The following is a 6,603-nucleotide window of genomic DNA, read 5'->3' as shown; positions in this document are numbered from 1 at the left end:
GCCTTTTTTACTGTGCTATATACTGTAAATTGTGTTGTGGAATTTATGTGATTTGCTATGAATTAGGTTTGTGATTAACCATTTTGCACCTCACAAATAAACCCGTTATAATTCTAATCGCGGTGGTTTTCTTTGTTTGAAAATTTCCTTTGTGCCCAATTGTCCAGCTTCTTCACATGGCCCTTCCCAATCGTAAATCCATAAATGATGAGCACAACAATAATTAATGTAAATATGTCGAGGCTTTTGGTCGCAATAAAGTTTACAATCCCCATTAACACCTGCGGAATGACCCCTGTTAACGCAAATAAAACCGTTGCAACCTTAAACCAGAAACTTGATTTCAACCCATACCTGGCATACAGCATAAAGAATGTGGAAGACCAGGCAAATACCTCAAGGCTCACTAAAATAGCCCACTTGTTTTCAAGCAAAAATTCCAAAGCCCGCCCCACCTTTTACTTTTTAAAATGAAATGGCAGTGTTGATACAATAACCTTCTTTTTAAAAATAAGATAGGTACGAATCAATAAACTAGATTGGTTGTGAAGAATATTATGCCAACTTTTCTTAGTAATAAACTGCGGAATCAACACCGTCACACGGTAGTTGTTCTCACTTGCTTTGTGCTCCACCGTATCAATAAATTTCGATAACGGAATTAACACGCTTCGATAATGTGATTGTAAGGTAACGAGCCGAACATCCGGCTGCCATTGCTGCCATTTTTCTTCAAAGCGCTTTTCATCTTCACGGTCAAATGAAACATACACTGCAAAGATTTGGTCGGTTAAGGATTTCGCATAATTAATCGAGTTTTCAACAACCTTCGTAATCCCAGCAACGGGAACAATAATAACATTTCCCTCAATTGGAAGTGCCGGCTGGTCGGGATGAATCCTTAATTGTTCGCCTACCGCCTCATAATGATGATTAATTCGTTTGAAGGCAAGCACGATGATCGGTAAAAAGATGACTACAAACCATACTTGGCTGAATTTTGTCAGAAAGAAAATAATTAAGACGGCTAAGGTGATAAGTGCACCGGTTAAGTTGGCACTAAGTTTCGCCACCCAACCAGCGGGCTTTTCCCGCAGCCACTTGATGATCATCCCTGTTTGCGACAAGGTGAACGGAATAAATACGCCAACCGCGTAAAGCGGGATTAAGTGCTCTGTTTGACCTCTTGAAAAAATAATAAGCAAGATGGAGCCTACCCCTAAGGAAACAATTCCGTTAGAGTAACCAAGTCTGTCGCCCCTAATGGTGAACATCCTCGGCATATACTTATCCTTGGCCAGTGCGTAAGCTAATAAAGGAAACGCAGAATAGCCCGTATTCGCTGCCAGCACTAAAATAAGCGCTGTCGTTCCTTGTACAAAAAAGTAAAGATAATTTCGTCCGAAGGTTTCTTTAGCAATTTGCGAGACGACCGTTTCGTCATGCTTTGGCGAAATTCCGTAATAATAGGCTAAGAACGTAATCCCCGTAAATAACAGGGCAAGGAGTGTGCCCATTAAAATTAATGTCCTTGCTGCATTTCTAGGTGCCGGGTCTTTAAAGCTTGGTATCGCATTCGAAATGGCTTCAACCCCAGTCAACGCCGAGCATCCTGACGCAAAGGCGCGCAACAGCAAGAAAAGCGTGATTCCTTGAACAGGCGCCCCAATTGGTGCGTGCTGAACGGCAGCTGACACATCCCCCGTCATAATTTTAAAAAGCCCCACACCAATCAATAGGAACAGAGCAATAACGAACAAGTAGACCGGATAGGCTAAAATTGTCGCCGATTCTGTTAGGCCGCGTAGATTGAGAATCGTGATGAGAATGACCAGGACGCAAGCAATTATCACCGTATGTTGATGTAAAGTTGGAAATGCCGACGTGATTGCATCCGTACCTGCAGATACACTTACCGCCACCGTTAATATGTAATCGACTAAAAGGGATCCCCCGGCAATTAATCCCGCCTTTTCACCGATATTCTCTTTCGATACGATATATGCCCCACCGCCATGAGGGTAGGAATAGATAATTTGTCGATAGGAAAGAATGAGTGCTGCTAATAGAAATAATACCCCAACAGCAATAGGTACCGAATACCAGTAGGCGATGACGCTTACCGTTGCTAAAACAATCAGAATTTGTTCTGTCCCGTATGCTACAGAAGATAAGGCGTCGGAAGAAAGAATGGCTAAAGCCTTGAGGATATTTAATTTTTGTTCGCCCAGTGCCGTTGATTTTAACGGCCGACCGATTAAGAATCTCTTAAAAGAAGAGAGCATCCGAATCACCCACCACATTTAAAGTAGAATTACCGATTGATTTTAACACAACACAGTTGTTATTATGAAGTGTTTTCTTATGATGGATTACTAAATTTTCCATGCAACTAGAGATTATATTAGTATTACACCTTAGTCTTATCCTAAATTGCACGATTATGAAGGAATTCTTAAAAACATTCGCTTATTCAAACAAAAAGGCACGGAGACATTATTAGTCTCCATGCCAACTACCGTTTTTCGGCTGCTCCTACACGGTCTTTATATAAGAAAAAGAAATAAAGGAGCATCGAAAGGAATATGGATATAGCTGATGCTTTATAAATGCTGCTGTACCCAAACGCGTGACTAATCTGTCCAAACAAAATCGCACCAAAGCCAATTCCTAAATCGAAAAATGAAAAGAAGGTGGCATTCGCCATACCTCTTCGGTTGATTGGAACCTTGTCAATGGACCAGGCTTGCAAAGCTGGCTGTACGGTCCCAAAGCCAAGACCATAAAGACAGGCTGCTGTATAAAGAATCATACTATTTGGAAGCCACGATAACAGCAGCATTGCTACCAAAATTAACAGTGTACCCGGAATAAAGACAGCTTGGTGCCCTTTCCGGTCATATAATTGGCCTGCAAAAGTTCGCGTAACCATTAAAGCAATCGCATAAAACAAAAAAAAGAATTGGATTCCTGGAATTTCCTTTTGGGCCGTATATAACGGGAGAAAGGCGGCCATTCCACCAAAGGTTACGGTAATAAAGAACATGAGCATCGATGGCTTTAAGGCACTTTTTTCATATAGATCTCGCTTTAATGCCTTAACTTCCTGTTTTTTGTCTACCTTTTTGTAACGTATTCTGGATGAAAGGAACAGAGCAATCAATCCAAACCCTGCACATATTAGAAAGAAAACCTTAAAAGGCAAAAAGCCTGTTAACACGAGCCCCAGAGATGGACCAATAGCCAAGGCCAAATTTCCTGATAAGCCATAATAGCCCATTCCCTCGCCTCTTCTTGTAGCAGGGATTAAATCTGTCGCAATCGTCCCCGATGCCGTTGTGGAAAATCCCCAGCCTATCCCTTGGACGACGCGGACAACAAATAAAAAGGAAATACTTGTCAGGAACCCAAATGTTCCAACCGAAACAACAAAAATCGCTAGGCCAATTAAATAAACAAAGCCCCTTCCTTTTGTTTCAAGTGAATGACCTGCAAATGGGCGCAGCAGTAAGGCAGAAAAGGTAAAAATCCCTACAACCACCCCAATCAATTGATCATTCCCTCCTAACTCCTTTACAAAGAGCGGAATGGTAGGCAGGGTCATTTGAAATCCCAGAAAGATAAAAAAGTTAGCAAATATAATAAGAACAAAATCCCTTGTCCATATCTTCTCTTTCAGTCTTACCTGCGTTTGTTGATCCATTTATCTAGCTGCTTTAATGACGCGTTTCATTGCCTGGATTTGGCCTAAATGGTTACTCTCATGGAAAATCGCAAAATTGGTTAGTTCTCCAAAGGTTTCCTGACCCAGGAATGGGGTTTTTAATCTTTGGTTAAAACTCTCCGCCGGGATTTCTTTAATCCGTGTTGCTTGTTCTTGGAGCTGCACAATTAATTGCTGGACTGAAGGAACCTCTCCTTGCCAAGCCGCCGGGCTGGTACCTGAGGCAAATAACTCCAGATAGTTTGCCGGTAACTGAGTTGATTTTTTCGGAAAGCCAAACATAAACTGCTCGGCAACTGTTAATACATGGCCAACATGCCAGTGAATGGTATTATTAAACCCTTCCGGTTGAACATCAGCAAATCCCTCTTCAAGTTCCACAACACCTTTGATAAATCTCTCCCTTGCTAATTCATAATGCTTAAATAATAATTCACTCATTCCACTTTGCCTCCCTTTCCACTTCCTACCTATATTCTATCTGATAACAGCTTTTAAGATAAACTAATAAACCTTACATTTCTGCTGGTGCTTCTAATCCTAACAATCGCAAGCCTTCTTTTAATACCTCCGTGACAGAATAGACAAGTGCTAGTCTGCCCTGCTGTTCAGCATTATCCTCAAGGATTTTTACGTCTGCATAATATTTATTGAAGGCTTGAGCTACGTCAATAATATATTTTGCCACTTGGGACGGGTCGAAGTTCTTACAGGCTCTTTTAATGGCTGGAGCGAATTCCATTAAAAGACTAGTTACCTTCCATTCTTTTTCCCAAGTATTTTCGTAGGTTAAAGCGCCCTCGTCTACCTTGAGATTCGCCTTTCGTAAAATCGAACTCGCTCTGGCATAAGTGTATTGAACATACGGACCTGTCTCGCCCTCAAAGCGAAGCATATCTTCTAACGAAAATTCAATATCATTCATGCGATTGTTCTTTAAGTCATGGAAAATGACCGCACCGACACCTACCTGCTTAGCCACATCATCTTTGTTTGGAAGGTTCGGGTTTTTCACTTCAATATTATCTCTAGCCATAGCAATTGATTCGTTTAGAACTTCTTCTAACAAAACAACCTTGCCTTTTCGCGTCGACATTTTACTACCATCTTTTAACATTAATCCAAATGGAATATGGTGCATTTGTTTCGACCAATCGTATCCCATTTTTCCAAGCACCGCTATTAACTGTTTAAAATGAAGGCTTTGTTCATGCCCCACCACGTATAAGGATTGGACAAATTGGTATTCCTCCTGGCGGTAAAGAGCAGCCGCTAAATCACGGGTGGCATACAGGGTTGCCCCATCGGATTTTTTGATCAGGCACGGCGGAAGCTGTTCCTCGGTAAGCTCGACCACTTGTGCCTGTTCGGATTCGACCAATAGCTGTTGTTCTTCAAGAAGCTTAACGACACGATCCATCTTGTCATTATAAAAGGCTTCGCCCGCATAGGAGTCAAATTCGACGTTCATTAGCTGATAGATTCGTGAAAACTCCTTTAATGACTCCTCCCGAAACCATTTCCAAAGTGCTAATGCTTGTTCATCGCCATCTTCAAGTCTTTTAAACCAACTGCGGCCTTGATCCTCAAGTGTTGGATTAGACTCTGCTTCTTTATGAAATTTGACATAAAGAGTTAGTAGTTCCTTGATTGGATTGAGTTTGACCTTTTCGGCATCTCCCCACAACTGATAAGCAGTGATCAACTTCCCAAACTGTGTTCCCCAGTCACCAAGATGATTGATTTTTATAGGCTTATAACCACATTTCTCGACAATTAATGCAAGCGAATTGCCAATCACCGTTGAACGCAAATGTCCCATCGAAAAAGGTTTAGCAATATTAGGTGAGGACATATCAATCGTGACAGCGCCGCCGTTTCCAAACGTAAGCGCCCCATACGCCGCTTTTTGGGAGATGATGTCATGGATTACTTTTTCAGATGCCGCCTTTTTGTTTAAAAAGATATTAAGATAAGCCCCCACTACTTCCACTTTTTCAAAAATCGGGGAGTTAATCTGCTCCCTTAATTCCTCAGCAATGAGATTGGGCGATTTTCTTTTCAGCTTGGCTAAGGTAAAACAAGGGAAGGCAAGATCACCGAGTTCTTGGTTCTTAGGTTTTTCAATCATCAGTTCGAGCTCTTTTGCTGAAATCGTTTGGTCAAGCAAGTCGTATAAGATTGCGGCAAGCTCCTGTTTAAAATTCATTTTTTTGACCTCCTTTTATCTGTTAAAAAACAAAAAACTCCCGTCTCTATTAAAAGAGACGAGAGTTCATAATCCCGCGGTACCACTCTAATTGTTCTTTAAGAACCAGCTTTCTTTCATAACGGAGGATTCTCCGGCATACCCTACTTTCTTTTCAGGCACGCATCTCAAAAGTGCGCTTCATTATCTGTTCTGTTTCAGGCTCACACCACCCCTGAATCGCTGCTACATCCTAGATAATTACTCTCTTTTTCATTGATTTTATCCGAATTGTTACCAGTTATTATACTGGATTAATATGGGGTTTTCCAGTGATTGTTGATTAATTTTTTCAATCAGGTAATCCTACTAGTAAAGGAGGAATATTTATGGCGAGAAGAAGAAATAAAATCCTTGTCCCAGAGGCACGCAATGGCTTAGATGCCTTGAAGGCAAAAGTCGCAAATACCGGCAACCCTGAGGATGCAAAATTTGAAGCAGCGGAAGAAGTGGGCGTTCCATTGAAAAAGGGTTACAACGGGCAGCTTACCTCTGAGCAGGCGGGAAAAGTAGGCGGCCGACTCGGCGGCAGCATGGTCCGCGAGCTTGTCAAAATGGCGCAGGAAAGCATGGCTAAAAAACGGTGATTTTACAAGAAAAGCGCAAGCGCCCTGTTCAGCGGCGTATGGCC

Annotated in this window: 6 protein-coding genes and 1 other annotated feature; of the genes, 1 reads left to right on the top strand and 5 read right to left on the bottom strand. The window is 41.8% G+C overall.

Annotated features, from left to right (window positions below):
- Positions 1 to 113: 113 nt before the first annotated feature.
- The 5 genes from BDR01S_RS23985 to argS form a co-directional block, all read right to left on the bottom strand.
- Positions 114 to 443, bottom strand: a complete 330-nt coding sequence (locus BDR01S_RS23985; RefSeq protein ID WP_066249565.1) for a hypothetical protein — start codon at positions 441 to 443, stop codon at positions 114 to 116.
- A 15-nt stretch (positions 444 to 458) separates the two neighbouring features.
- Positions 459 to 2,285, bottom strand: coding sequence for a potassium transporter KimA (gene kimA, locus BDR01S_RS23980; protein ID WP_066249563.1), 1,827 nt, complete (start codon positions 2,283 to 2,285; stop codon positions 459 to 461).
- A 230-nt stretch (positions 2,286 to 2,515) separates the two neighbouring features.
- On the bottom strand, positions 2,516 to 3,703 hold the full coding sequence (locus BDR01S_RS23975) for an MFS transporter (RefSeq protein ID WP_066249561.1): 1,188 nt from the start codon (positions 3,701 to 3,703) through the stop codon (positions 2,516 to 2,518).
- Positions 3,704 to 4,165 carry a DinB family protein gene (locus BDR01S_RS23970; protein ID WP_066249558.1) on the bottom strand — a complete coding sequence of 154 codons (462 nt, stop codon included), beginning with the start codon at positions 4,163 to 4,165 and terminating at the stop codon, positions 3,704 to 3,706.
- 73 nt (positions 4,166 to 4,238) lie between these two features.
- On the bottom strand, positions 4,239 to 5,933 hold the full coding sequence (argS, locus tag BDR01S_RS23965) for an arginine--tRNA ligase (protein WP_066249554.1): 1,695 nt from the start codon (positions 5,931 to 5,933) through the stop codon (positions 4,239 to 4,241).
- A gap of 51 nt (positions 5,934 to 5,984) precedes the next feature.
- Positions 5,985 to 6,198, bottom strand: a binding site (T-box leader).
- Between the two features lie 103 nt (positions 6,199 to 6,301).
- Here argS and BDR01S_RS23960 point away from each other — a divergent pair.
- Positions 6,302 to 6,559: an alpha/beta-type small acid-soluble spore protein gene (locus BDR01S_RS23960; protein WP_066249551.1), complete on the top strand. Its 258-nt coding sequence runs from the start codon at positions 6,302 to 6,304 to the stop codon at positions 6,557 to 6,559.
- Positions 6,560 to 6,603: the final 44 nt, after the last annotated feature.

It is taken from the genome of Neobacillus drentensis NBRC 102427 (assembly GCF_001591445.1).
Classification (GTDB): domain Bacteria; phylum Bacillota; class Bacilli; order Bacillales; family Cytobacillaceae; genus Neobacillus; species Neobacillus drentensis.
This window is presented reverse-complemented; position numbering and strand designations above follow the sequence as displayed.

Excerpts from the sequence above, each read along its gene's own strand:
- kimA (WP_066249563.1), bottom strand. The coding sequence starts at position 2,285 with ATGCTCTCTTCTTTTAAGAGATTCTTAATCGGTCGGCCGTTAAAATCA.
- argS (WP_066249554.1), bottom strand. The coding sequence starts at position 5,933 with ATGAATTTTAAACAGGAGCTTGCCGCAATCTTATACGACTTGCTTGAC.
- BDR01S_RS23970 (WP_066249558.1), bottom strand. The coding sequence starts at position 4,165 with ATGAGTGAATTATTATTTAAGCATTATGAATTAGCAAGGGAGAGATTT.
- BDR01S_RS23960 (WP_066249551.1), top strand. The coding sequence starts at position 6,302 with ATGGCGAGAAGAAGAAATAAAATCCTTGTCCCAGAGGCACGCAATGGC.
- BDR01S_RS23975 (WP_066249561.1), bottom strand. The coding sequence starts at position 3,703 with ATGGATCAACAAACGCAGGTAAGACTGAAAGAGAAGATATGGACAAGG.